We start from the raw sequence: 22,257 nt of genomic DNA on the forward strand, positions 1-22,257 counted from the left end.
ACCGCATGACTCACTCCATTCACGGCGATAAACGCTGGCTGGCCCTGATCGTGCTGTGTCTCGGTGTGCTGATGATCGTGCTCGACACGACGATCGTAAACGTCGCGCTGCCGTCGATCGCGGCCGACCTCGGCTTCACCGAAACTTCGCTGGTATGGGTGGTCAATGCGTACATGCTGACCTTCGGCGGCTGTCTGCTGCTGGGCGGCCGTCTCGGCGACCTGTACGGCCACCGCAAGCTGTTCCTGACCGGCATCACGCTGTTCACGCTCGCATCGCTCGCATGCGGCCTCTCGACCTCGCAAGTGCTGCTGGTCTGTGCACGTGCCGTGCAAGGCGTGGCCGGCGCAATCGTGTCGGCCGTGTCGTTGTCGCTGATCATGAATCTGTTCACCGAGCCCGGCGAGCGCGCGAAAGCGATGGGCGTGTACGGATTCGTGTGCGCGGGCGGCGGCAGCATCGGCGTGTTGCTCGGCGGACTGCTGACCAACCTGCTCAGCTGGCACTGGATCTTTCTGGTCAATCTGCCGATCGGCATCGCGGTCTACGCGCTGTGCGTCGCGCTATTGCCGTCCGCGCGCGGCAACGCGCACGGCGAGAAGCTCGATGTCGCCGGCGCAATCACGGTCACGGCTTCGCTGATGCTTGCCGTGTACGCCATCGTGAACGGCAACGAAGCCGGCTGGACCTCGGCGCAAACGCTCGGCCTGTTGTTCGTCGCGCTCGCGCTGCTCGGCGTGTTTCTCGCCATCGAAGCGCGCGTTCAGCATCCGCTGATGCCGCTCGGACTGTTCCGCTTGCGCAATGTCGCGACCGCCAACGTAGTCGGCGTGTTGTGGGCAGCGGCAATGTTCGCGTGGTTCTTCATCTCGGCGCTGTATCTGCAACGTGTGCTCGGCTATAAGCCGTTGCAGGTCGGGCTCGCGTTCCTGCCGGCCAATGTGATCATGGCGTTCTTTTCGCTCGGGCTATCGGCGCGTGTGGTGATGCGCTTTGGTCTGCGCGTCCCGCTTGCGGTCGGTCTGCTGGTTGCCGCGTGCGGTCTCGCGTTGTTCGCGCGCGCACCGGTCGACGGGACCTTTGTGCTCGACGTGCTGCCCGGCATGGTGCTGCTCGGCTTCGGCGCGGGCATCGCGTTCAATCCGATGTTGCTCGCCGCGATGAGCGATGTCGATCCGGGCGACTCCGGGTTGGCGTCGGGCATCGTCAACACGTCGTTCATGATGGGCGGCGCACTCGGCCTCGCGGTGCTCGCGAGCCTCGCCGCCGCGCGCAGCGAAGCGATGCAGGCGTCGGAAAACGCCGTCGCGGCGCTCAATAGCGGCTACCACGTGGCATTTCTGTTCGGCGCGATTTTCGCGGCGGCTGCCGGCATTCTCGGCGGTTTGTTGTTGCGTCCGGGGCAAGCAGGCGGCGCGAACGCGTCCGCCGATGCGCACGGTCACGATGTATCGCGCGGCGCCGGTGAGGCGACCACAGAGCGGTATTGACGCTCGCCTCCGCCGTCGTACCGGCATCTCACACCTGATGATTCAGCGCAACCCCAACGCAAGCTCCGCGAATTGCATCGCTCGTGCATTGGCATCGCCGTAACGGTGTGCGATGTACAGCGTGGTCGTGGTGTCGGTTTCGTCCAGTGTTCGGAAGACGACGCCCGGCACCGCAATCGTCTGTAGCGTGGCTGGAACCAGCGCGATGCCGAGGCCTGTCGCCGTCAAGCCGATCAACGTCGAAGCCTGCTGCGCCTCCTGCACCACGTGCGGCTCGAAACCGCGTTTCGCGCACAGCGCCAGCGTCTGCTGCGAGACCGCCACGCCCGCCTCGCGCGGATACGCGATGAACGGCTCGCCACGCAAATCCTTGATCCTGATCGAAGCGGCCTTCGCCAGCCGATGCCCGGCATGCATCGCCACCAGCAACGGCTCTTCCAGTAACGGCGTGAAGACGAGTTCGGTGCGCGGCGTTTCATCCGGCAGGCGCAGCAGACCGACGTCGAGTTCACGCTGCTCGATCGCTTCGATCTGCAACGACGACGACAGCTCGAGCAGCGAGATGTTCACCTTCGGCCGCTGCGTCCGGTAAGCGTGAATCAGACGCGGAAAGAGCGGCGTCAACGATGACGCGTTCGTGAAGCCGACCCGCAAGCGCCCCACTTCCCCGCTGACTGTCTCCCACACGCTTTCTTTCGCATGCTCGATGCGCGCGAGGATCGCCCGCGCGTCGTCGACGAGCGCGAGCCCCGCCTCGGTCAGCGCCACCGTGCGGCGCGTGCGGTGAAACAGCCGCGCGCCGAGCTCCGCCTCCAGCGACTGGATCGCGAGACTCAGCGGGGCCTGCGTGATGCCCAGCCGCTCGGCGCTGCGGCGGAAATGCAGTTCCTCCGCGAGGACCACGAAAAACGCCAGATGACGGATATTCATTGATTTGCCCTGTAAATCAATAACCTCGATTTAGAGAATAAATCAAAACTGTTTCCGGGGCGATACTGTCTTCCACCAACATCGAATACGGAGACAGCATGAACGGTGCGGAACTCGTCGAACGACTGCGAGCGAGGCAGAAAATCATTGCGCTGGGCATTCGCGCGTCACGCACCACGGACGCCGTCCGCTGGGCCAAAGCTGCCGGCTACGACACGATCTGGGTGGACATGGAACACAGCTCGCTGCCGGTCGACACCGTTTCGCAGTTGTGCTCGTGCGCGGTCGATCTCGGCCTGATGCCCTGGGTGCGCGTGCCGGAGCGCGACTACGGCACGATCAACCGCGTGCTGGATGGCGGCGCGCTCGGCATCATCGTGCCGCGCGTCGAAAGCGCCGAACAGGCTCGCGACGCGGTGGTCGCAACGCGCTTTCCGCCGCTCGGTCAGCGCTCGCAACTCGCAACGCTGCCGTATGTCAGCTTCGAGAAACTACCCGCCCGCGAACTCAACCGTCGCCTGAACGACGCGACCGTGCTCAAGGTGCTGATCGAAAGCCAGGCTGGTGTGGAAGCGGCCGACGCGATCGCCTCGATCGAAGGCGTCGACGTGCTCGCCCTCGGTTGCAACGACTTGTCGGCCGATATGGGACACACCGGCGAATCGGCGCACCCCGACGTCGTGGCGGCATGCCGCAAGGTGATCGCCGCGGCGCAGCGGCACGGCAAGGTGGTGATCGTCGGCGGGATGCCGGAGTGCGAGGCGCTCGACCAACTGCGCCGCGACGGCGCGGCGCCATTCATCTTTGCCGGCATCGACAGCGATGTCTATCTCGCGGCGCTGCGCGAGCGCGCCGAACAGGCACGTCAACTTTAATCCGACTCTTTCCTATCTTCAGATCATGGCAGAAACCCCGCTGATTTCCACGCCGATGCGCGACTACGAAACCCTGTCGCGCCCGTCGTTCAAGATTCCCGAACTCGCCTGCGATGCGCACATGCACGTGTTCGGCCCCGAAGATAAATATCCGAAGGTCGAGCATCCGCATTACACGCTGCCGGACGGCAAGCTTTCGCACTATCTGCAGATGATGAGCGTGCTGCAATTGAAGCGCTTCGTGATCGTGCAGCCGAGTTTTTACGGCACCGACAACCGTTGCATGATCGACGCGCTGCATGTGGCCGGCTCGATCGCGCGCGGCGTCGTGATGATCGAGGAGAACACCGCTACGGCGACGCTCGACAGCTTCCACCAGGCCGGCGTGCGCGCGGTGCGGCTCGATCTGTTCGCGCGGGCCGGACTGCCGACCGCGGAGATCCAGCAATACATCACACGCATGGCGCGGTTGTGCGCGAGTCTCGGCTGGCACGTGCAGTTTTACGCACCGGGTTGGGTCGTGCGCAATCTGATTCCGTTTCTCGCCGACGTGCAGAGCGATTTCGTGATCGACCACATGGGCTACATGCTGGAAGAAGACGGTCTCACGCAGGCCGACTTCGATCGTCTGTTGAATCTGCTGAAAGACGGCAACTGCTGGCTTAAACTCAGCGCACCGTATCGCATCGCCAAACATCGCGGGTATGAAGCGGTCGCGCCGATGGCCGAGGCGATCATCAAGGCGGCGCCGCACAAGGTGATCTGGGGCTCGGACTGGCCGCACATCCCCGACTCGACGCGCGATACCGGCGAATTGCTGAATCTGCTCGGCGCATGGACCGACGACGCCGCGGCGCACCAGCTGATCCTGTCGGACAATCCGGCGCGTCTGTTCGATTTTTAGGGGACACGCAAGCTTATGGCCTATCAACCCGACGCGGCCTTTGCCGGTCTGTTTCGCGCGTTCACATCGGACCCGCAAAGCATCGGCGCGCATCTGACGCAGCAGATGGCGCAACAAGCCGAAGACGCAGCCATGCTGGTCTCGACCGGCAGCGATATCGTGCTGTTTCCGGGCGCGGGGCGGCCGCCGTCCATCGAGAGTTTTCGCAAATCGACGCGCGGCTTTATCGAACTGACCGCGGTATCGCATTTGCCGTTGGCGCTGGCCTATCTCGCGCGAATGCGCGAAGTCGCGCCGCACGACGACGCCTGGAAAAGCGATGCGGCCCGTTTGCGCCAGCATGCAGAGGCCACGCGCGACGCCAACTCGGTTGCGTTATGGCGCGAGCATGTGGCCGTGGAAAGCTTCAGCGGTCAGGAGCGCAAGATCGCGAACCTCGTCGATTACACATGCGGCACGACGATCGAATGGCTGGCGAGAGCCGAGCGGAACCCCGAGTTGCTGAGTTTTGAGTGTCTGAATGCGGAGTACTTTGCCGCGCCGCCAGGCGCCGCACTGGCCGTGCCGATGAACGATGTGATGTTCGCCACCTTCGGCCTCGCGTTCCTCGATATCGTCTATCGGATCGGCAACTGGTTGCGCGCGCAATCGCTCGACTGGCAACGCGCAATGGTGCTGGTGAGCGGCCGATCGGGCCGCCCGACAGCGGGCGCAACGTGGGCGTCGAACAATATGTGCTACCTCGTCTGGCGCGCGTCGGAACGTGTGCTGCAACCGGAGCGCATTCTCGTCGCGCCGCACGCGCCTTCTTTTTCGGCGGCCGAGCTTCCGGACGCGGCCGGCCTCGCCGAACTCGAGCGCACGTATCGCAGTATCTGGCTCAACACGCGCTCGAGCATCGATATCGCGCGACGGCTGTTTCCCGACCAGCCCGCGTATCGCTTCGATCCGACGCCCGCCGACAGCATGCCGCCGATCACCTCGATCGACGATCGCGACGCCACCGCCGCGCGGCTGCGCCGCATCATGGAAGACCCCGCGCAACTGCTGTCGAATTGCGTGGCCGATTACATCGTCGATCAGCTTCACGACAACGGCAATCAGCCGCAAAACGTCGCGATCCCCGGCTTCACCAATGTGTCGTATCCGGACATGGCGAAGCCGTAAAGCGATAAAGCGGAACGGCGGGCACCGTTGCCGACCGCTTGAACAACCGACCGGCGCGTGAGGGCACACGCGCCGGCTGAATCGAACGCCCTTGATGGATGGAGACAGACATGAACGCTTTCGGATTGGAACAATCCAGCGGGCCGCCGTCGCACAACGTGCTGCGCATCACGCTCGTGTGCTTCGCGGTGTCGATGATCGACGGCTTCGACACCTTGATGTTGTCGTTCGTCGCGCCCCTGCTTGCGAAGTCGTTGCAGATCGATCACGCATCGCTCGGACGCGTGTTCGGCGCGGGTTTCGTCGGTACCGTGCTCGGTTCGCTGATCGTAGGTCCGCTCGCGGATCGCTTCGGGCGTCGGCCGATGCTGGTGCTCGCGTTGTGCGTGACCGGCATCTTCACGCTCGGTTGTGCGTTCGCCACGTCTGCAACGACGCTGGCAGCGCTGCGCTTTATCGGCGGCCTCGGGATGGGCGGCGCGATCCCGCCGGTGGCGGCAATCACCGCCGAAAGCAGTTCACCGCAACGCCGCTCGTCGCTGGTGATTCTGATGTTCATCGGCTTTCCGCTCGGCGCGGTGGTGGGCGGCGCGCTGACCGCCGCGTTGATGACGCGCTTCGGCTGGCCGTTCGTTTTCCTGATGGGCGGCAGCGCCGCACTCGCCGCGCTGATCCCGGTGTTGCTGGTCATCCCGAAGCAGACCGTTTCGCGTGCGCAACTGGCCGCGCTGCGGCAGCGCGCGACGGCGTCAGGGGCCGGTTTGCCCGGCAAGCTGTTCGGCAACCTGTTCAGCGGCGGCCGCCTCGCCTCGACCCTGGCGCTCTGGTTCGGCGTGCTCTCGAGCATGATCCTGTCGGGCTTTCTCGTCAGTTTCATGCCGACGATCCTGAACATGAACGGTGTCGCGCCCGCACGCGCCGCGCTCGGCGCGGTGGTGCTGAACATCGGCGCGATCGCCGGCGCGCTGCTGATCTCGACGGTGGTCGGCAAGCGCGGACCGTTCGTGCCGGTGGCAATCTCATTCCTGTGTGGCGCAGTATTGACGCTCGCGCTAGGGCACATCATCGGCGCAGGGAACGTCGCATTCGCGATGCTGTTCGCGGTGGGCGCATGCCTCGTCGGCGGACAACTGACGTTCCCCGCCATCGCCAGCCGGCTCTTTCCCGCCGACGTGCGCGCCGCAGGCATCGGCTGGGCAATGGCGATCGGACGCACCGGCTCGATCATCGGGCCGCTGGTGGGCGGCATTCTGCTGTCGCAACATCTGCCGTTCGATACGTTGTTCATGGTGGCCGCGCTACTGGCGCTCGGCGGTGCACTCGGCATCGGTCTGTCGAATCTATGGCGGCCGCGCGAAGAAAGCGGACCGGCGCTTGCGCCCGCGTCCTTTGCAATCAACGGTTCGGAGTTAGGGAATGGCAAACACTGAGCGCGGCGCATCGCTGCTTACCCTATTGCAGCAACTGCCGACGAGCGGCGCACGCGCCGTGGAAGTCTTCACGAACGACGAAGGCACCTTCCTCGGCGTGCCGCAACTGGCACGCGATGTCGCCGGCGAAGCGCCGTATATGAACGGCGGCGACAGCGATATCGACGCACCGATTTATCGCTGGCAGGACGGCCGCTTTGTCGAGCACGACGCGTTGCCGGTGCATGGCGGCGAAGATCTCGCCTACTTCGAAATCACCGGCCGGCAGTTTCTCGCGACTGCCGGTATTCGGACCGGCAAAGGTCCATACGAACTCGATTGCGATGCCATCCTGTACGAAAGAGCCGCAGGAAAGTGGGTAGCTTTTCAGCACTTTCCGGTTTTTGCCGCGAAGCAATGGTTCGCGTTTTCGCTCGACGGCCGGCATTTTCTCGCGTTAGCTCAAGGTGTCGTGATTGAAGGCGTCGAGCCGAAGAATCCACGTACGTCGTGCATTTTCGAATGGAACGGTGAGCGCTTCATACCGTTTCAGACACTCGACGGACCGTGGGGCTACAACTTCGCATTTGTCTCCTTCGGTACTGAACACTTTCTCGCGTACGCCGATCACGTGGGCGGTTCGCCGGTGTATCGCTGGAACGGCGAGCAATTCGAAACGCTCCAGTTGTTCGACGAAAGCGGCGGTCGCGCATTCCGCTTTTTCGAAGCGAACGGAATGCTGTGGATGCTTCATGCGAATCTGCTCCACCACACTACGCTGTACCGATTCGAAGGCGGCCGATTCGTTGCCGTGCAGACTCTCGGCGAAGCAGGCGGCCGTGAACTCTGTTTGATCGACGGCGAGCGCGGCTTTTATCTGGTGCGTGCGTGCTTTATCACCGGGACGCCGAAAGCGCCGGTCGTGGTGCCGCAATCGGAAATCTTCGAATGGCGCGAGGATCGTTTCGAACTCGTCGAAACTTTTGCAACGTCCGCCGCGACTGACGCCCGCACTTTCACGATCGACGCTCAGCGCTATCTGGCCGTCAGCAATAGCCTGAGCGCGGAGATTCGCTTTCGTACCGATTCGGCCGTGTACCGCTTCAACGGTTAGCGGCTTCGTCGAAACCTGAATAGCCCGGCGGCCAGCCGGGCAGTCCCACATGGGAATTGAAATCCCTTCCAGAAAGGGAGGGCACCGCTTTGCCTTTAAAAAATAAAACCTGGAGACGAGCAATGAAAAAGTTTGCGTTGAGTTTGAGCGCGGCAGCCGTATTGGCAGTGACTAGCCATACCGCCTATGCGCAAAGCAGCATCACGTTGTACGGCATTATCGATGCCGGACTGACGTACTTCAGCAACCTGAACGGCCACGGCACGTTTGTCGCGAACGACGGCTCGATTCAATCCAATCGCTGGGGTTTGCGTGGCGTCGAAGATATCGGCGGCGGGACGAAAGTCGTTTTCGACCTGGAGAACGGCTTCAACCTGTATTCGGGCACGATGGTGCAATCGGGTGTGCTGTTCAGCCGCCAGGCATGGCTCGGACTGAGCGCGCCGAAATACGGGACGTTCACGCTCGGCAAGCAATATGACTTCTTCTGGGACAACCTCACGCAGTTCGCAATGGGGCAACTCGCCGGCCAGTATGCATGGCACCCCGGCGACTTCGACCATCTGGCCGGCACGCTGCATATCAACAACGCGCTCAAATACACTTCGCCGAACTATGGCGGATTCTCCGCCGGCGCGTTGTACGCCTTTCCTTCGCAATCCGTTTCGGCGGGCACGGGCCGCGTGATCGCTTTCGGGCTGCGCTATTCGAACGGGCCGCTGAACCTGGGCGCGGCTTATACGGACACGCATGACCTTGGGGTCAATGCGCCGACGCAGGCCGGCACGACGTTGTTTCCCGATCTGCCCGCCGGACCGATAGTGGCGAACAGCGTCAGCAGTGTCGGAGTGGGCGGCAGTTACCGTTTTGGCCGAAGCCTCACCCGCTTGTTATTCACCGATACGCATTTTCGAGTTCGCAACGATAGTGGATCGATGACCACTTACGAGGCGAATGAAGTATTTCAACTCACGCCCGCCACGACGCTGATGGGTGGCTACTGGTATAGCAAGCTCGAAGCACAGAAATGGCAAAACGTGACGGTGCTGCTCGATTATGCGTTGTCCAAACGCACCGACGTCTACACCAGCGCGACATATCTGCGCGCTTCAGGCGGCGCGGCGCCGGTGTTTCTGGGCGGCGGCGCCGCGCCTGTGTTTGCAAATGGCGAGTATGTGAGCAGCGGGCAGTCTTCGACCGCGGTGCGGGTCGGGATTCGGACGTTGTTCTAGTTCGCCACCGGAGCGATCGGGCCGGACCTCACCATGGGTATGTCGTCGGCAGGTGCCGCTCTGAGAACCTGGTGGCGTTCGCAAATACGAGCAATGGTTTGCGCCCGTGTTGCGGCAGATGGCCGGGAGCCTTGCCACTATTGAGTTTCAAGCCCGCACACCCATACCGCTCAAAGCGAGTTTAAAAAGCGAGCAATCACTCGCAAAATGGGTTCTGTGGAACGACGCGGTCAGGTTAATCGCGTAAGTCGAGCTGACGACTACCCTTCCACACGACACCCATTTCCTGCGAGATCGATCATGAATCTTCATAAAGAAGCAAAGCTGAATCACCTCAGCTTTCCCACCACCAACGTAGCCGAGACGGCCGCATTTTTCGAAAAATACCTCGGCTGCGAAATCGTCGCTGCTGGAAATAGCTGCCTGCTCAAGCGCAACGGCTTCGACATCGTTCTGGACCATGTCGAACACGAAGTACCGGTTTGGCCGGCCAACTTCCACTTCGGGCTGGAGGTCGATAGCCTTGAGGACCTCCAAACCCTCTACCAAAAATTCCTCGATGGCGGCGTTCGGATGGAAACCGGCGTCTTCAACAATTCACGTGGATCGCGGTTCTTTTGTCGCTCGCCCGACGGCGTACTGATCGAAATCAATACACGCGCCGACATGCAGAAGCAGGAGCAATGGCAAAAGCTGTTCTAGACATGGATCACTGCACGTTCACAATCGGCGCAGGAAACCAATTGCCCTGCTGGACTTCGTCCTTCGGAACGTAGGTACGGAAGTTCAACGAGAACCCCTTACCCTCCGGCGTGGGCAGCCAATTGCTTTGCGGCACGTTCTTCGGCCGCGCAGGCGCGAGCCAGATGCTCGTACTGCCGTCCGCATTCGCCTTCAGGTGGGACATGTTGTTCAGGTTATAGCGGCGCAGCGCGTTGGGCACGACGCGATAGTCCGGCACGCTGTACAACGTCACGGACCAGAATGCATTCACATGCTGATCCGGTCTATCGCCTTTCGGGAAACGGATCTCATAGGTTTTGCTTCCGTCGAGGGGCTGCTTGTCGCTGTCGTTGAGGCCCACGAAATAGATCGCCTCGCTGATGACATTAGCCCACAAACCGCCGTAATTGACGATGTCGCGCGCCACGTAATCATTGCCGAACTTGCCCGCCACGTAAGTCACCGACCAGCCGTCCTTCTGCGTGCCGAAGCCCTTCGCATGCTGGAGGAAACCCGGAATCGCCTTCGCGTTGACGACGTCGCTCACCCGTTTGCGCGACGCATCGTCGCTCTTCGCATAGGTTGCAACCTTGATCGCCGACGCCTGATATTCGGCGGCCTTCGGCATTGCGTCCGGATAGGTGGCCAATGCCTCGCTCACGTGATCGAATATTTCCGCGCCGATCGGTGCGGACGGCGTAAACGACGGCACGGGGAAAGGCGGATCGATCTGGATATCCGGTGACGCGTTCACCGTGAACTGGCGCTGCAACTTCACCGCAACTTTCGGCGAGTTCTTCAATTCGACTCGCGCCAGCAGTTTCGCTTTGGCCGACGGCAACTCGATCTTGACCGCGCCGGCAGGTACAGGCGGATTGGTGCCTTTGATCACCAGAGCAAACTTGCCATACGGGTGATCCGGATAGGTCCGCTCATTGATGTTGGCGATGACCTCGCCCCAACCGTCGAGCAACTGAGCGGTGTAGTAGCGCCCGGTGATTTTGGGCACGTTCAGGATGACAGCGTGATCCTTGTCCGCAACCAGCCATGCTTCGAGATAGGCGACGTCGAGGTTGGGATTGACGAACTGAGCCGAGCCCAGCGGGTTGTATTTGATCTTGTTGTAGCCGACTTTCTCGACATTGATGTCGTAATTCTCCTGCCGCAACACCAGATAGCGCCCGTACAGATAATTCCACGCCGACACGATCTCGTCATCGGAAGGCGCAGCCGCACTCGCCTGATTTGCCACATTCGCCCCTGGTGAACTGCAGGCGGCCACACCCATTCCAATCAGACCGACCGCAATAACGGAATAAATCCATTTCATTGGCTTTGTGGTATTCAGCATGCGCTCGATCCTGTTTAGTCTTTCATTGGAGTGCCCACGAATTTAAATGAGAAAGGTCAGCACGACAAGACATTACGTTTATCTTTAAATTCCATTGTTCCGGGCCGCCAGTCGGATTGGCGGATATTGAATGGGAAATTGACGCCATTTATGCGCAGCGCTTGAAATCAACCAGGTATAACAGGCAAATACCGATTTAGCGCGCATTGCCGCTGGGGCAAAAGGGAATTGATATTCGACGTAGACGATCGATCGTTTCAGGCGGCGCAGCTCGCCTAGCCGCGCCGCGCTGAAACGATGCCTATGAAGTCGCGGGAGTCGGGCGGAGAACCCGCTCCCGTTTGCTTAGAAAGTCTGCCAGTTATCGGCGTCGTTGGTGGTTACGCTACCGGACACAGCTGCACGCACCGGTTCGACACGCGTGGCTATCCGCGTGCGGGCGGTCTGGGCCTGAACACGAGCCTTAGCCGTGCTTCCCGAATTGCGCGAGACCGGCAGCGCAGTCTTTAGCGGCTCCGCGGCCGTCCTCGGAGCGCCGCCCTCGACATTGAACACCGACACCGCACTGCGCAGCTCCTGCGCCTGCTGCGCCAACGCCTGCGCCGCCGCCGAGGCCTGCTCGACGAGCGCCGCGTTCTGCTGCGTCACTTCATCCATCTGCGTGATCGCGGTGTTCACCTGTCCGATGCCGGTGCTCTGTTCCTCGGAAGCTGCGGCGATCTCGTTCATGATGTCGGTCGTGCGGCGCGCAGACGACACGATTTCGTCCATCGTACGACCCGCGTCTTCGACCAGCTTCGAGCCGTTGTCGATCCGCGTCACCGATTCGGTAATCAGGTCCTTGATTTCCTTCGCGGCGGTCGCGCTGCGCTGGGCGAGCGTGCGGACTTCGCCGGCCACGACCGCAAAACCGCGGCCCTGTTCGCCGGCGCGTGCGGCCTCGACAGCCGCGTTGAGCGCGAGGATATTGGTCTGGAAAGCGATCCCTTCGATCACGCTGATGATCTCGGCGACGCGCGCGGAGCTCTCGGCAATCTCATGCATGGTCGCCACGACGCGGCCGATCTCCGAGCCACCCCGTTGCGCGACGCTCGAACCGGTTTCGGCCAACTGGCTTGCCTGTTTGGCGTTGTCCGCGTTCTGGCGCACCACGCTCGTCAGTTCTTCCATGCTCGACGCGGTCTCTTCCAGCGACGCAGCCTGTTCCTCCGTGCGCTGCGACAGATCGGTATTGCCTTGCGCAATCTCGGCGGCGGCAATCGTAATGGATTCGCTCGAACCCTTGATGCCACGCACGATATCGGTCAGTTGCTCTTTCATCGCGACCAGCGAATACATCAGGCTGCTGGTGTCGCCGGCCTTCAACCGCACGGCGATGCGCAGGTTGCCGGCGGCGATCTCGCTCGCCATGGCCGCGGCTTCCCGCGGCTCGCCGCCGAGCTGCCCAACCACGCCGCGGGCGATCACGAGCGCCACGCCCAACGCGATCACCGCGGCTGCGGCGCTCAAACCGATCGTCAGCGCAATCGCGGTGTGATACGCGTCGTTGGCGATCTTTCCTTCCCTCGCGGCGCCCTGCTCATTGATGGCGACGATCGTGTCGATGTTCTTGATGATTGCATCGCGGACCTTGCCCGCCGGGCCCGTCAGGATGCTCATTGCTTGCTGCGGGTTGCCGGCCTTCGCCTGATCGCGCACCTGGCGGTCGAAATCCATGTACTGGGGCGCCAGCCTCTGCACCTCCGCGAACGCCGTTTTCTCTTCAGGCTCCGAGATGAGCTTTTCGTAGTCCGCGCTGGCGCGCCGGAACTCGTCGATGCGCGGGTCCATCCTCGACTCCACCCCTTGCACCTCGTCGAGCTTGTCGGTCGAGGCCATCCGGAATTCCGCGAGACGAATCTGGTTCAGCGCGTTCTGCATCCGCAGACTGCTGCTGACACTGGCGGACCATTTATCGCGCAGCGCCGCCACGTGATCATTTTCGGCACTCACCTCGCTCAGCGAAAACACGCCCAGACCGACCAGCAGGAGAATGACTACCGCAAAGGCTGAAACAAGCTGCGTCACCACTCTCATATTTTTTAAATACGTCACGATATTTTTTCCGTCCGCTGCGACCAATGCACCGACTATCGAACCGGCGACCCGCGTTCGTGCCGGCTTCGGCCTCGTCATCGAATTAAGTGAAACTACCTAGGCATTGACGACGATTTGCCGGAAAACTTTAGGCATACGGACGTGATAAGGCCGATTTGGTAAGACGCCGAAAGATCTGGCCTGCAAACTCGGATGAGCTGAGGGCTCGCTACAACACAGCGCAGGCGACTTAAAAGGTGTTTTCCTGGCGACGCGCATGCTCAGCGTCAGGCAAGTTCGAGTGCGCGCCGCTCCGTGCCAGTTCGAGCCGGTTACCGCCGAGCGATTTCGCGCTATACAACGCGTGGTCCGCGGCGGCCAGCAAATCGGCGAGCGTGAGCGCGACGCCTGCCGACTGCGCGAGACCGATGCTGACCGTCGCGCGTATCTCGACGCCGTTGTACCTGTGCGAGATCGTCTCGGCGAAGCGCCTGATCACCGCGTCGCCCACCGCTTTGGCGCGGGCGCTGTCATGACCTGGCAGCAACACGGCGAATTCCTCGCCGCCTATGCGGGCGAGAACCGCGTCGGGTCCCACTAAGCCGCGTGCAATTCGTGCAAACGATTTCAGAACTTCGTCGCCGGTCTCGTGACCGTATCGATCGTTAATCGTCTTGAAGTGATCGAGATCGAGTGCAAGCAGTGAAACTGGCGTGGACGCCGCGCCGTTGCGAATGACGCGCGCGCTTTCTTCGAAAAACCAGCGGCGATTACCGAGACCGGTCAGATAATCCGTTTGCGATTCCTGCAAAAGCTGCCCGTGAGTTTCTTCGCGGATGAGTTTCAGCAACGTCATCGGCAAAATAACCGAATACAGCACGCCTTCATACATCGTGATTTTGCTGACGACCAACGCGAGATCTTTCCCATAAGCCGCGACCAGCCACGGCAAGATCAACGCCCTCGCGGCATAGAAAAGCGCATGAATGCCCGCCACGATTGCCGCAATATTGCGCGCCTGCAAACGTTTCAGTCCGTCGCTTCGCAGCAATTCGATCGACGTCATGCCGGACGCAATCGCAATGGGCAGCGCGCTCGCATAGATCCAGACAACTTCTTGCCATTGCGTGCCGCCAACCGCCCACATCAGCGCCTGCACCGCGAGAAGGCCGATCGAACTCAGCCGATACTGCCGCCCGCTCAGGGACGCCACGCCGTGCAGAACCAGCAGATAACCGCAATCGATAATCAGATTGCTCACCGCCGAGCCCGCGACACCGGGCAACTCGCGACGGAACGCGGCGGCCGCGCAACCGATGGCTAGCGTCGCGTATCCCGCTGCCAGTATCCTCAATTCCCTGCTGCGTTTAGGATGAGTTCGATGCTCCCAGAGCGTCATCCCGGAACTGGCGAGAAGCGTTCCTATCGCAAGGAGATAAAGGGTAATAAGGTCGACTTGCATTGCGGACGGGAGGGATCTACGCCGGTAAATCGCGGCGCCAGCCGGAATTTTACGCTGAAAATAAGACCTCGCGACGCCGCTCCCTGCCAAATGCAACGGGCGAAACTCGATAAACATATCGAAGCATCGCCCTGCGAAATACCAGTTAAATGCTAGTTATTCGAAGCCATCATTCGCTGCTGGTCCACTCCACGTTCGCGCCCACCGAACGCAAATTCTCGACAAAATTCGGGTGGGCGCGCCGGATCGGCAATGCATTGGTGATTTCCGAGCGTCCTTCGATGCTCGCGGCCACCATCAGCAACGCAATGGCCACGCGAATGATGTACGGGCTCTCGACTTTGGCCGGACTCAGTGCGAGCCCACCGAACGTGATCAAACGATGCGGATCGGATAGGAACACGTGCGCGCCGAATTTGGACAGTTCGACGGACCAGCCCATCGCTCCGTCGTAGACCTTGTTCCAGAACATCGCACTACCTTCGGCTTTCACGCCGAGCGCGATGAAGATCGGCAGCAGATCGACGGGCAAATACGGCCACGGCGCCGCTTCCACCTTGGTGAGAATGTTCTGCGTGAACGGACGGCGCACTCGCAGCGGGCCTTCGCGAACCGCGCGCGACCAGCCGTCGCGATGCACGACTTCCACGCCGAACTTCGCGAACGTGCGGTCGATCAGCGGGAACTGATCGGGCGCGGTATTTTTGACCGCGATATCGCCGCCGGTGATCGCACCGAGCGCGAGAAACGTCGTGATCTCGTGGAAATCCTCGCTAAACCGGAACTCGCCGCCGCCGAGTTTATGGCCGCCCTCCACACTCAGACGCGAGGTGCCGAGGCCTTCGATCGGCACACCCAGCATCGCGAGAAAACGGCAAAACTCCTGCACGTGAGGCTCGGAGGCCGCGTTGACCAGCGTCGACGTGCCGTTTGCCGACGCCGCGCACAGCACGAAGTTTTCGGTGGTGGTAACCGACGCGTAGTCGAGCCAATGGTGATTGGCGACCATTCGCGTGCTGGCGCGCACGATCAGCGAGTCCGCCGTGCGCTCCACGCCCGCGCCGAAACGCTCGAACACCTCGACGTGCGGATCGATCTCGCGCACGCCGAGCGTACAGCCCTTCACGTCGTTCTCCAGGCGCGCGACACCGAAGCGCGCCAGCAACGGCGGCACCAGCATGATCGACGAGCGCATTTCCTCGGGCAACCGGTGCGCGACCGGATCGAAGAACGTGGCATGGTGATGCAAATCGAGGACGCCGGTGGCGAAATCCATCGACACCTTGCTGCCGAGCGTGCGGAAGATCTCGAGGATCTTCTTCACGTCGGTGATTTCAGGGACGCCGATGAGACGCAGCGGCTGATCGGTCAGCAGCGTGGCGCACAGGATGGGTAGAACGGCATTCTTGTTGGCGGACGGCACGATCTCGCCGCGTAGCGGCAGGCCGCCATGTACGATCAGATTCGACATGTTCGAGAGAGGCTGGCGAGTTGATAAGCGAGGTCATCATCATGCCATTGGACCGCTAGCGCAAGATACTTCGGGATTTCCAGGGACGCTTTTTTATTGCGCGGACGCATGCGCCCGGAGAAACGCCACATAACCGTTCTGCGTCTTGAGGATTTTCTCCGCGCACTCGTCATAGTCCGAGCCTTTCGCGTTGTCCGGCCCGTACATGCCGCGGCACTGCGCGAACAGCGTGAGCGTTGCGCCTGCACCTCTGGCATCGCGGGTCGCCGAAAATGCGACCTTGCCCGAGCGGGAAGGCACGTCGGTGTCGATCGCGACGGCATCCGCGCGCGTCACCGCCGTATCGGACTGCTGCTCGATATAGCGTTTCGTCAGCGCCCAGGCCGCGTCGCAGTTCGCCGCGGTGCAATCCACCGCCGCATTGCGTTGCGCGGCGGCCAGGCTGGTCTCGTCATGGACGAACGCCTGGGCGCGCGCCGCTTCCTTTTCCGGGGATGAGCATGCAGCGAGTGCGAGCGCAATAAACGTAACGGCAGCAATCTTTTTCACGAGTCCATGTCCTCTATTCGGTTTCGACGGCGATTATAGCGGCGCGTCGAAAACGCTCACAGATTCGAGTCCACTGCGGCCTTGCGCGAGATGCCATTACAATTCAGCCATTCGATCCATCCAACGTGAAGCGCGCATGAAATACCTCCTTGCATCGACATTCGCGGCGCTCATCGTGGCCGCAAGCACGGGCGCGGCGGCCCAAACGTCCAATGGTGGTGATACGCCGAAACTGCAGTGCGCAATTGGTTATGTCACCGGCATCGGCGGATCGGAACAGAGCTTTCGCGAGTACATGGCGACCTCCGAGCGCGACCGATATCGCTATTTCGCGGACAACCCGATTCAATGCAAGATTTCCGATGAGGGCCGCGCGTCCGGCTGTACCGGCCTCACCAGCCTGAGGAACGAGAAAGTCAGCGTGTACGACGAGATCGACGCCACGACAATCGCGGTGGTCGCGCGTGTCGAACTCGATCACGGCGACTATCCGGCGATCATCTATGTGCGAAAGCAGGACGTGAAATGCGAGGAGTGAATTTTCATACGACTGCGCAAGCGTCGAACTCCGGCTTCACGCTTTGAAAGCGCGCGGCAACGGCATGCCGAACCGGTTGAATAGCCGCGCGAGATAGGAAGGCGATTCGACGCCCACGCTCATTGCCGCCGCAAGCACGGTCGTGCCGGGCACATTCAGCAGCGCGGCGGCCCGCGCCACACGTTGGCGCATCTGATAGTCGGTGATGCTTTCGCCGGCCTGCTCGCGAAAAACGCGCGTCAGATGACGCCGCGACATCCCGAACTCCAACGCAATCGTATCGATATCGACGCGCTCCGCGAGCATTGCGTCGAGATATCCCTTGATCTCGTCGACGAGTTGTTCGCGTGACAGCCCGGCATCGGCAGCACGGTTTTGCGCGCCGCTCAGCGCGACCTCGACGCATGCCGACGCAATCAGCCGGTCGAGCAGATCCTGCCGGTAGCGGGGCAGTTCATCGGCGACATCCGCAGCGGCACCGGCGTCGACATGGCTCAACTGGCCGTGCAGATGCAGTGCGCCGAGCAGTGCGGGCGACGGGGTGAAATAGCGCGGCGCATCGCCGCCAGCCATCGCAGCGTTGACCTTGCGCGCGCAAAACGACACGAAATCCCGCTGTACATACACCGCCGTATGGCAATGCTCGCCGCGATTGCTCGCGGTTTCGTGGAAACCTCGGGGCGGCACCACCGCGAGCACACCGGCCGCAATACGCTGCGCGTGCTTCGAATGCTCCGAATTCAACGTCAACGCGCCCCGGCGCGGCAGCAGAAACATGAACTCCTCATGCTCGTGCCACGACGTCGCGTAACCGGCCATGGTGATGCGGCAGGTCGCGGACACGCGATCGGCGGGAATGTGCGAAGCAGCGGTTTGATAAGACATAACGGGGTCCTGCGACTCGGGTTTCGGGCCGTTGCGGACAACGCATGCGCTGTCCGCAAGCCACGATGGCCCAATAGTGCGAGTGTTTCGGCCCAAATGGAAGCGAAGAAAAAAAACCGATCGCGCATGCTGCGAAGCATGGCAGGCCGGGCTTCGGCCCCGCTTCACGAAACGCGACACACCCACGGGGTGCGCCAGAATAAGGGAACACGCGCATGCACGACGTACAACCGGTACAACTCGTACGGGTATTTTCCACGACCGACAACGGTGGCAATCCGGCCCCGATTGCACTCGACGCGAACGGCTGGTCGGACACGCAGATGAAAGACGTGGCACGCGCTTACGGCCATGAAAGCGCGTTCGTCATGCGCGCCGCCGATCCGCGCCACGACTTCCGGTTCCGCTTCTTCGTGCCGAATCACGAGATGGAGATGTGCGGACACGCGACGCTGGGCGCATTGTGGCTGCTGCGTCACACCGGCGTGTGGCGCACGGATACGGCGCGGATCGAGACGTTGAGCGGTATTGTCGAAGCACGTTACCAGGCGTCGGATGCATCGGACGCGTCGGACTCGCGTATCGAAGTCAGCCAGCCCGCTGGCCGCGTCGAGCCGGTGAACGACACCGCGCTGATCGCCCGGACGCTCGATGCATTGAACCTCACTGCGGACGATCTGCTGCCGCTCGGCATCGTCAACGCCACCACGAGCCGCACCAAAACGCTGGTGCCGGTCCGCACGACCGCGCGGCTGAACGCCATCGCGCCGAAACTGGAGCGCATCGAAGCGGTATGCGACGCGTTGTCGTCGACCGGTCTCTATCCGTTTTCGCTCGACGCCGACGCGCCGCACGTGTTCGACGCACGGCAGTTTCCCCGCTCATCCGGCTATCCGGAAGACGCGGCGACCGGCATTGCGGCGGCCGCGCTGCTGTTCGGCGCGCATCGCTATGGACTCGTCGCGGCGGGTGAACGCGGGATCGTCGTGCGTCAGGGCGTGGCGATGGGACGTCCGTCCGCGATCGGCGTGGACTTCCGCGATCCCGCCGACGCGCGCCAGGGCTGCTGGCTCAGCGGCCCGGTCTGTCTGATCGAGGAGGCCTGATCCCATGCTTCAGTCCACACAGCTTTACAGCAACGCGCAGATCGCCGCCGTGCTGAGCGGCCGCGACGCGCTGACGGCGATGCGCGCCGCCCACGAAGCAATGCATCGCGGCGACGCCGCCGTGCAGCCGCGCAGCCGCATCGCGCTGACTGATGCGAAGTTCAGCACGATGTCCGCGATGCTCGCGACCGAGCGCGTTGCCGCCGTGAAGATGTACACGACACTCGACGGCCAGTTCCGCTTCTACATTGCACTGATGTCGCTCGACGACGGTCGCATGCTCGCGTTGATGGAAGGCGACGAACTTACGCGCTTCAGAACCGCCGCGACGACCGTGCTCGCGGCGACGCATCTGGCCCGCGCGAACAGCCGCCGGCTGGGCGTCGCCGGTTGCGGCGTGCAGGCACGCGCGCACGTGGATCTGTTCATCGAGACCTTCCAACTCGAACAGGTCTCGGTATATGCACCGGATGCCGACGAAGCAACGGCTTACGCCGAATCGCTGCACGAGCGCTTCGGCATCCACGCGCATGCAACGAGTGCCGAACACGCGGCCAGCGCCGACATCGTGGTACTCGCGACTCGCGCGTCCACCCCCGTGATCCACGGCGTATCGCTGCAACCAGGCGCGTTCGTCGCGAGTATCGGCGCGACGCGTCCCGACCAGCGAGAAATGGACGACGCGTGCATCGAGCGAGCGACGGAAGTGGTCGCCGACTGGACCGGGCAGGCGCTGGCCGAGTCGGGCGACTTCCTGTTACTCGATCCCGCCGCACTCGCCGGCAAGACGGTTGCCGATCTCTCCGGCATTGTCGGCAGCGGTCGCCAACGCGCGCCCGATTGCAACGGCATCGTCGTTTATAAGGCGGTCGGCAACGCGTTGCAGGACGCGGCCATCGCCGCGCTGGCCTATGCCCGCCTGAGTTCGGCGTAACTATTCCGTTTCCGCAACGCACCTTGCGCGATCAGCATCGTGCGCCATTTTTGCCGCCGCTATATTGCGCTCACTGTCGCGGGACCGGCTTGCAACGCAGCGCGGAATGTAGCGCAAAGCGCAGCGCAAAACGCGGATGATCGCGACGATTTCCACTCTCTCTTTGACCCATGTGCTGAGGTAAGCCAAGCATGAAAACGATCAGAAGCATCATCGGCGCAATCGTTGCCGGAACCGCTATCGCGGCGTGTCAACTGGCGGCCGCGGAGGACCTCGGCCCCACGCTCAACAAGATCAACTCGGCGGGCGTGATCGTCGTCGGCCATCGCGAGGCGTCGATTCCGTTCTCGTATTACGACGCCAATCAGAACGTGGTGGGCTTTTCACAAGACCTGTGTCAGAAAGTTATCGACGCCGTCAAGACGAAGCTCGGCAAGCCGAACCTCACGGTGCGCCTCGTGCCGGTCAACTCGCAGAACCGCATACCGCTGCTGCAAAACGGCACCATCGACATCGAATGCGGCGTGACGACGAACACGAATGCGCGCCACGCGCAGGTTGCGTTCTCGGACACGATCTTTCTCGCATTGACGCGCCTGCTGGTGAACAAGGATTCGGGCATCAAGGACTTCGGCGATCTGGAGAACAAAACCGTCGTCACCAATGCGGGCACGACCGCGGAGTCGATCATCCGCCGGATGAACGTCGACAAGAAACTGAACATGAACATCATCTCGACGAAGGACTACGGCGAGTCGTTCCTCACACTCGAAACGGGTCGCGCGAAGGCATTCATGCTCGACGACGTGCTGCTGTCCGGCGCGCGCACCACGTCGCGCAAACCGGACGACTGGATCGTCACCGGCACCGCGCAATCGAAAGAGCCGTATGCGTTCATGATCCGCAAGGACGATCCCGCGTTCAAGACGCTGGTGGACGGCACGCTTTCGAAGGTAATGACCTCGGGCGCAATCGATGCGATCTACGCGAAGTGGTTCCAGAAGCCCGTGCCGCCGAAGGAGATCAACTTCAACTTCGCGATGACGCCGCAACTGCGCGAGCTCTATGCGCATCCCGACGACCAGGCAGCGTATTGATACCAAGCGGACGCAAAGCGGATGCAGCGCGCCGTGCAATTCATCGGCGCGGCGCGTGTTTCCCATTTTCGAGGTAGAAAGCAATGGCACATGGCTTCACTCCCACCCAGACAACGGAACCCGTGAAGGTGGAACCCGGCGAACTGGACACGGCCGAGATCAGGGAAGCACGCATCGATCTCGCCGCGTGCTTCCGGATGGCCGCGAAACTCGGCATGCACGAAGGCGTATGCAATCACCTGTCGGCGGTATTGCCGGGTCACGACGATCTGTTCCTCGTCAATCCGTACGGCTACGCGTTCGAGGAAATCACCGCGTCCAGGCTGCTCGTTTGCGATATGCACGGCCATGTCGTGCAGGGCGACGGCGTGCCTGAGATCACCGCGTTTTACATTCATGCGCGTGTGCACCTGCGGCAGCCGCGCATCAAGGTCGCGTTTCACACGCATATGCCGAACGCAACTGCACTGGCGATGCTCGACGGTCCGCCGCTGCTGTGGGCAGGGCAAACCGCGTTGAAGTTCTACGGCCGCACCGCCGTCGACGAAAACTTCAACGGCCTCGCGATGAACAGTTCCGAAGGCGACCGCATTGCCGCTGCAATCGGTGACGCGGACGTCGCGTTCCTGAAGAACCACGGCGTGATGGTGGTAGGCGCGACGATCGCCGAAGCATGGGACGACCTCTACTACCTCGAACGCGCGTGCGAAGTGCAACAGCTCGCGCTGTCGACAGGACGGCCCTTGAAGATCATCGACCCCGCCATCGCCGCGAAGACGTATCGGCAGATGCGCGCCGGCGAGCGCGACAGCGCACGCCAGCATCTGGCGAGCATCCGGCGGCAGCTCGATCGCGACGAACCCGACTACGCGCATTGACAAGCACAACGAGCGCGATGCAACACGGACGCGCGAGCGTCGCGTCCTCTCGCGTCCTCTTTTGAA

Annotated in this window: 20 protein-coding genes; 13 read left to right on the forward strand and 7 right to left on the reverse strand. The window is 62.0% G+C overall.

The window, feature by feature from the left end:
• Window positions 1–5 precede the first annotated feature (5 nt).
• A complete protein-coding gene (locus PQQ51_RS18225; protein ID WP_408498183.1) occupies window positions 6–1,490 on the forward strand; it encodes a DHA2 family efflux MFS transporter permease subunit in 1,485 nt (494 codons plus the stop codon).
• A gap of 42 nt (window positions 1,491–1,532) precedes the next feature.
• Here PQQ51_RS18225 and PQQ51_RS18230 read toward each other — a convergent pair whose 3' ends face one another.
• Complete coding sequence (locus PQQ51_RS18230; RefSeq protein WP_408498184.1) at window positions 1,533–2,420, reverse strand: LysR substrate-binding domain-containing protein; 888 nt, start codon at window positions 2,418–2,420, stop codon at window positions 1,533–1,535.
• A 98-nt stretch (window positions 2,421–2,518) separates the two neighbouring features.
• On the opposite strand from PQQ51_RS18230, the gene PQQ51_RS18235 reads away from it, so the two are divergent.
• The 7 genes from PQQ51_RS18235 to PQQ51_RS18265 all read left to right on the forward strand — a co-directional run bounded on the left by PQQ51_RS18235 (window position 2,519) and on the right by PQQ51_RS18265 (window position 9,823).
• Complete coding sequence (locus tag PQQ51_RS18235; RefSeq protein ID WP_408498185.1) at window positions 2,519–3,295, forward strand: HpcH/HpaI aldolase family protein; 777 nt, start codon at window positions 2,519–2,521, stop codon at window positions 3,293–3,295.
• Between the two features lie 25 nt (window positions 3,296–3,320).
• Window positions 3,321–4,199: an amidohydrolase family protein gene (locus PQQ51_RS18240; RefSeq protein WP_408498186.1), complete on the forward strand. Its 879-nt coding sequence runs from the start codon at window positions 3,321–3,323 to the stop codon at window positions 4,197–4,199.
• Between the two features lie 15 nt (window positions 4,200–4,214).
• Window positions 4,215–5,366 (forward strand): DUF5624 domain-containing protein, encoded by a 1,152-nt coding sequence (locus PQQ51_RS18245; protein ID WP_408498187.1) that lies wholly within the window; start codon window positions 4,215–4,217, stop codon window positions 5,364–5,366.
• Window positions 5,367–5,476: 110 nt separating this feature from the next.
• The gene (locus tag PQQ51_RS18250) at window positions 5,477–6,796 is read left to right on the forward strand and encodes an MFS transporter (protein WP_408498188.1); all 1,320 of its coding nucleotides are present in this window, start codon (window positions 5,477–5,479) and stop codon (window positions 6,794–6,796) included.
• Window positions 6,783–7,889 carry a hypothetical protein gene (locus tag PQQ51_RS18255; RefSeq protein ID WP_408498189.1) on the forward strand — a complete coding sequence of 369 codons (1,107 nt, stop codon included), beginning with the start codon at window positions 6,783–6,785 and terminating at the stop codon, window positions 7,887–7,889. Before PQQ51_RS18250 ends, PQQ51_RS18255 begins: the two co-directional genes overlap by 14 nt.
• A gap of 122 nt (window positions 7,890–8,011) precedes the next feature.
• A complete protein-coding gene (locus PQQ51_RS18260) occupies window positions 8,012–9,121 on the forward strand; it encodes a porin (RefSeq protein WP_408498190.1) in 1,110 nt (369 codons plus the stop codon).
• A gap of 300 nt (window positions 9,122–9,421) precedes the next feature.
• Window positions 9,422–9,823, forward strand: a complete 402-nt coding sequence (locus PQQ51_RS18265; RefSeq protein ID WP_408498191.1) for a VOC family protein — start codon at window positions 9,422–9,424, stop codon at window positions 9,821–9,823.
• A 7-nt stretch (window positions 9,824–9,830) separates the two neighbouring features.
• On the opposite strand, the gene PQQ51_RS18270 is transcribed toward PQQ51_RS18265, so the two are convergent.
• The 5 genes from PQQ51_RS18270 to PQQ51_RS18290 form a co-directional block, all read right to left on the reverse strand.
• Window positions 9,831–11,195: a DUF1214 domain-containing protein gene (locus PQQ51_RS18270; protein ID WP_408498192.1), complete on the reverse strand. Its 1,365-nt coding sequence runs from the start codon at window positions 11,193–11,195 to the stop codon at window positions 9,831–9,833.
• 345 nt (window positions 11,196–11,540) lie between these two features.
• Window positions 11,541–13,289 (reverse strand): methyl-accepting chemotaxis protein, encoded by a 1,749-nt coding sequence (locus PQQ51_RS18275; RefSeq protein WP_408498193.1) that lies wholly within the window; start codon window positions 13,287–13,289, stop codon window positions 11,541–11,543.
• 232 nt (window positions 13,290–13,521) lie between these two features.
• Window positions 13,522–14,733 (reverse strand): GGDEF domain-containing protein, encoded by a 1,212-nt coding sequence (locus PQQ51_RS18280; RefSeq protein ID WP_408498194.1) that lies wholly within the window; start codon window positions 14,731–14,733, stop codon window positions 13,522–13,524.
• Window positions 14,734–14,902: 169 nt separating this feature from the next.
• Window positions 14,903–16,204, reverse strand: a complete 1,302-nt coding sequence (locus PQQ51_RS18285) for a UDP-N-acetylglucosamine 1-carboxyvinyltransferase (protein WP_408498195.1) — start codon at window positions 16,202–16,204, stop codon at window positions 14,903–14,905.
• Window positions 16,205–16,297: 93 nt separating this feature from the next.
• Window positions 16,298–16,753 (reverse strand): hypothetical protein, encoded by a 456-nt coding sequence (locus PQQ51_RS18290; RefSeq protein ID WP_408498196.1) that lies wholly within the window; start codon window positions 16,751–16,753, stop codon window positions 16,298–16,300.
• Window positions 16,754–16,889: 136 nt separating this feature from the next.
• Here PQQ51_RS18290 and PQQ51_RS18295 point away from each other — a divergent pair, with 136 nt between their 5' ends.
• Window positions 16,890–17,291 carry a hypothetical protein gene (locus tag PQQ51_RS18295; RefSeq protein ID WP_408498197.1) on the forward strand — a complete coding sequence of 134 codons (402 nt, stop codon included), beginning with the start codon at window positions 16,890–16,892 and terminating at the stop codon, window positions 17,289–17,291.
• A gap of 36 nt (window positions 17,292–17,327) precedes the next feature.
• On the opposite strand, the gene PQQ51_RS18300 is transcribed toward PQQ51_RS18295, so the two are convergent.
• Complete coding sequence (locus PQQ51_RS18300) at window positions 17,328–18,176, reverse strand: helix-turn-helix domain-containing protein (protein WP_408498199.1); 849 nt, start codon at window positions 18,174–18,176, stop codon at window positions 17,328–17,330.
• 215 nt (window positions 18,177–18,391) lie between these two features.
• On the opposite strand from PQQ51_RS18300, the gene PQQ51_RS18305 reads away from it, so the two are divergent.
• The 4 genes from PQQ51_RS18305 (at window position 18,392) to PQQ51_RS18320 (ending at window position 22,191) form a co-directional block, all read left to right on the forward strand.
• The gene (locus tag PQQ51_RS18305; protein WP_408498200.1) at window positions 18,392–19,282 is read left to right on the forward strand and encodes a PhzF family protein; all 891 of its coding nucleotides are present in this window, start codon (window positions 18,392–18,394) and stop codon (window positions 19,280–19,282) included.
• A gap of 4 nt (window positions 19,283–19,286) precedes the next feature.
• Window positions 19,287–20,216 carry an ornithine cyclodeaminase family protein gene (locus PQQ51_RS18310; protein WP_408498201.1) on the forward strand — a complete coding sequence of 310 codons (930 nt, stop codon included), beginning with the start codon at window positions 19,287–19,289 and terminating at the stop codon, window positions 20,214–20,216.
• A 191-nt stretch (window positions 20,217–20,407) separates the two neighbouring features.
• The gene (locus tag PQQ51_RS18315) at window positions 20,408–21,313 is read left to right on the forward strand and encodes a glutamate/aspartate ABC transporter substrate-binding protein (protein ID WP_408498202.1); all 906 of its coding nucleotides are present in this window, start codon (window positions 20,408–20,410) and stop codon (window positions 21,311–21,313) included.
• 83 nt (window positions 21,314–21,396) lie between these two features.
• On the forward strand, window positions 21,397–22,191 hold the full coding sequence (locus tag PQQ51_RS18320; RefSeq protein WP_408498203.1) for an aldolase: 795 nt from the start codon (window positions 21,397–21,399) through the stop codon (window positions 22,189–22,191).
• Window positions 22,192–22,257 lie beyond the last annotated feature (66 nt).

Origin of the sequence: Paraburkholderia xenovorans, from assembly GCF_046030735.1 — a bacterium.
GTDB classification, from domain to species: domain Bacteria; phylum Pseudomonadota; class Gammaproteobacteria; order Burkholderiales; family Burkholderiaceae; genus Paraburkholderia; species Paraburkholderia xenovorans_A.

What these genes read in the sequence shown, in the direction of transcription:
- PQQ51_RS18255 (WP_408498189.1), top strand. Translation starts at nt 6,783, where the DNA reads ATGGCAAACACTGAGCGCGGCGCATCGCTGCTTACCCTATTGCAGCAA.
- PQQ51_RS18305 (WP_408498200.1), top strand. Translation starts at nt 18,392, where the DNA reads ATGCACGACGTACAACCGGTACAACTCGTACGGGTATTTTCCACGACC.
- PQQ51_RS18245 (WP_408498187.1), top strand. Translation starts at nt 4,215, where the DNA reads ATGGCCTATCAACCCGACGCGGCCTTTGCCGGTCTGTTTCGCGCGTTC.
- PQQ51_RS18295 (WP_408498197.1), top strand. Translation starts at nt 16,890, where the DNA reads ATGAAATACCTCCTTGCATCGACATTCGCGGCGCTCATCGTGGCCGCA.
- PQQ51_RS18265 (WP_408498191.1), top strand. Translation starts at nt 9,422, where the DNA reads ATGAATCTTCATAAAGAAGCAAAGCTGAATCACCTCAGCTTTCCCACC.
- PQQ51_RS18270 (WP_408498192.1), bottom strand. Translation starts at nt 11,195, where the DNA reads ATGCTGAATACCACAAAGCCAATGAAATGGATTTATTCCGTTATTGCG.
- PQQ51_RS18310 (WP_408498201.1), top strand. Translation starts at nt 19,287, where the DNA reads ATGCTTCAGTCCACACAGCTTTACAGCAACGCGCAGATCGCCGCCGTG.
- PQQ51_RS18315 (WP_408498202.1), top strand. Translation starts at nt 20,408, where the DNA reads ATGAAAACGATCAGAAGCATCATCGGCGCAATCGTTGCCGGAACCGCT.
- PQQ51_RS18320 (WP_408498203.1), top strand. Translation starts at nt 21,397, where the DNA reads ATGGCACATGGCTTCACTCCCACCCAGACAACGGAACCCGTGAAGGTG.
- PQQ51_RS18300 (WP_408498199.1), bottom strand. Translation starts at nt 18,176, where the DNA reads ATGTCTTATCAAACCGCTGCTTCGCACATTCCCGCCGATCGCGTGTCC.
- PQQ51_RS18260 (WP_408498190.1), top strand. Translation starts at nt 8,012, where the DNA reads ATGAAAAAGTTTGCGTTGAGTTTGAGCGCGGCAGCCGTATTGGCAGTG.
- PQQ51_RS18285 (WP_408498195.1), bottom strand. Translation starts at nt 16,204, where the DNA reads ATGTCGAATCTGATCGTACATGGCGGCCTGCCGCTACGCGGCGAGATC.
- PQQ51_RS18230 (WP_408498184.1), bottom strand. Translation starts at nt 2,420, where the DNA reads ATGAATATCCGTCATCTGGCGTTTTTCGTGGTCCTCGCGGAGGAACTG.
- PQQ51_RS18225 (WP_408498183.1), top strand. Translation starts at nt 6, where the DNA reads ATGACTCACTCCATTCACGGCGATAAACGCTGGCTGGCCCTGATCGTG.
- PQQ51_RS18240 (WP_408498186.1), top strand. Translation starts at nt 3,321, where the DNA reads ATGGCAGAAACCCCGCTGATTTCCACGCCGATGCGCGACTACGAAACC.
- PQQ51_RS18250 (WP_408498188.1), top strand. Translation starts at nt 5,477, where the DNA reads ATGAACGCTTTCGGATTGGAACAATCCAGCGGGCCGCCGTCGCACAAC.
- PQQ51_RS18280 (WP_408498194.1), bottom strand. Translation starts at nt 14,733, where the DNA reads ATGCAAGTCGACCTTATTACCCTTTATCTCCTTGCGATAGGAACGCTT.
- PQQ51_RS18235 (WP_408498185.1), top strand. Translation starts at nt 2,519, where the DNA reads ATGAACGGTGCGGAACTCGTCGAACGACTGCGAGCGAGGCAGAAAATC.